This window comes from Mesorhizobium sp. M2C.T.Ca.TU.002.02.1.1, assembly GCF_003997225.1.
Genome location: NZ_RZTO01000999.1, coordinates 1 through 1974 on the forward strand (window position 1 = coordinate 1; position 1974 = coordinate 1974).

The 1974-nt window shown below is 65.6% G+C and carries 1 protein-coding gene and 1 pseudogene; both read right to left on the bottom strand.

Annotation, left to right across the window (positions count from 1 at the left end; translation table 11 throughout):
- Positions 1-220, bottom strand: a pseudogene (locus EOD07_RS32525) (hypothetical protein); the annotation flags it as partial.
- Positions 221-309: 89 nt separating this feature from the next.
- The gene (locus tag EOD07_RS32530) at positions 310-1884 is read right to left on the bottom strand and encodes a trimethylamine methyltransferase family protein (RefSeq protein ID WP_127238165.1); all 1575 of its coding nucleotides are present in this window, start codon (positions 1882-1884) and stop codon (positions 310-312) included.
- Positions 1885-1974 lie beyond the last annotated feature (90 nt).

Genomic DNA, 1974 nt, shown 5'->3' on the forward strand with positions numbered 1-1974 from the left:
GATTGGCGATGTCCCTCGCCTGTCGTTCCCGCCAGCGCTGGAAATGCGGCCAGGGCGCAGCGCCCGCCTGTCCGATGAGCAGCACCGATCTGGCCGGCGCGCCGGAAAATCCGACAGGCGCCGTCTCATCGTCGCCAAAGCTGAAACCGCCGCGAAGGATCAGACCGTTGGCCGCGAGCGCGGCCACAATCTCCTCGACCGTGCCGCGGGAAAAAGTCATCCCTTCCGATCCGGGTCGGAGAACGCGCTCCGCCAGACTTCCTTGTGGATGATGTTGGCGACTTTAGCCCGGCCTGACTCGGGCTCCTTTCACGTGAAGGCGTCGGCCATCGAGCCCTTCTTCTTGGCGATGAAGTCCTTCAGCGCCTCGTCGATGGCGGGATCGAGATGCGGCGCCTCGTAGCTCTCCAGCCAGCGGCGGGCAAGCTCGTTGGCGCGCTGCGGCGCGGTCTTCTCGCCTTCGGCCAGCCACTGCTCGTAGGAATTGTTGTCGGCGATGTTGGAGCGGTAGAAGGCGGTCTGGAAGTTCGCCTGCGTGTGGTCGCAGCCGAGATAATGGCTGCCCGGCCCGACCTGGCGGATGGCATCCATCGCCTGGCCGTTTTCCGACAGGTCGACGCCCTCGCAGAATTTCTGCTGCATGCCGAGCTGGTCGATGTCCATCATGAATTTTTCGTAGCAGGAGGCGAGACCGCCCTCGAGCCAGCCGGCCGAATGGAGCACGAAATTGGTGCCGGCGAGGATCGTCGAGTTGAGCGTGTTGGCGCTCTCATAGGCTGCCTGCGCGTCCGGGATCTTCGAGGCGCAGAGCGAGCCGCCGGTACGGAACGGCAGGCCGAGCCGGCGCGCCAGCTGCGCCGCACCGTAAGAGACCAGCGACGGCTCCGGCGTGCCGAAGGTCGGCGCACCGGATTGCATCGAGATCGAGGACGCGAAGGTGCCGAACAGCACCGGCGCGCCGGGCCGGATCAGCTGCGTGAACGAGGCGCCGGCGAGCACTTCGGCCAGCACCTGCGTCAGCGTGCCGGCGACCGTGACCGGGCTCATCGCGCCGGCCAGGATGAAGGGCGTGACGATGCAGGCCTGGTTGTGGCGCGAATAGACTTTCAGAGCGCCGAGCATGGTCTCGTCGAACACCATCGGCGAGTTGGCGTTGATCAGGCTGGTCAGCACCGTGTTGTTCTCGACGAAGTCGTCGCCGAACACGAGCTTGGCCATCGCCACCGTGTCCTCGGCCCGCTCCGGCGCCGTCACCGAACCCATGAACGGCTTGTCCGAGTAGCGGATATGCGCATAGATCATATCGAGGTGGCGCTTGTTGACCGGCACGTCGACCGGCTCGCACACCGTGCCGCCCGAATGGTGGATCGACGGCGCCATATAGGCGAGCTTCACGAAATTCTGGAAATCCTCGATCGTCGCATAGCGGCGGTTGCCGTCGAGGTCGCGCACGAAGGGCGGGCCGTAGACCGGCGCGAACACGGTCGCGTTGCCGCCGATCTGCACCGAGCGTTCCGGGTTGCGCGCATGCTGGGTGTAGATCGAAGGCGCGGTCTTCAACAGCGAGCGGCAGAGACCGTTGGGGAAGTGCACGCGCTCGCCCTTGACGTCGGCACCGGCCTCCTTCCACAGCGCCAGCGCCTCGGCGTCGTCACGGAAGATGATGCCGGTTTCTTCCAGCACCGTGTCGGTGTTCTTCTCGATCAGCGCCAGGCCTTCCTCGTTGAGGACCTCGTAGACGTTGATCTTGCGCTTGATGTAGGTGAGCTGCGTGCCCGGACCGCCGCCCGAACGGGCTGCACGGCGTGCCGCCGCGCCGCCGCTGGCGCCGCGTCCGCGCCGTCCACCCGACGCTTCCTGCTCGACTGCCGCGTTATCGCTCATGATCGTTCTTCCTATAACTTGGCCTGAATTGGCTGGGGCGGCCCATCGTCGCCGCTTCTTGCCGGATCGTAGCCATGCACCCTATTGGAA

What these genes read in the sequence shown, in the direction of transcription:
- EOD07_RS32530 (WP_127238165.1), bottom strand. Translation starts at nt 1,884, where the DNA reads ATGAGCGATAACGCGGCAGTCGAGCAGGAAGCGTCGGGTGGACGGCGC.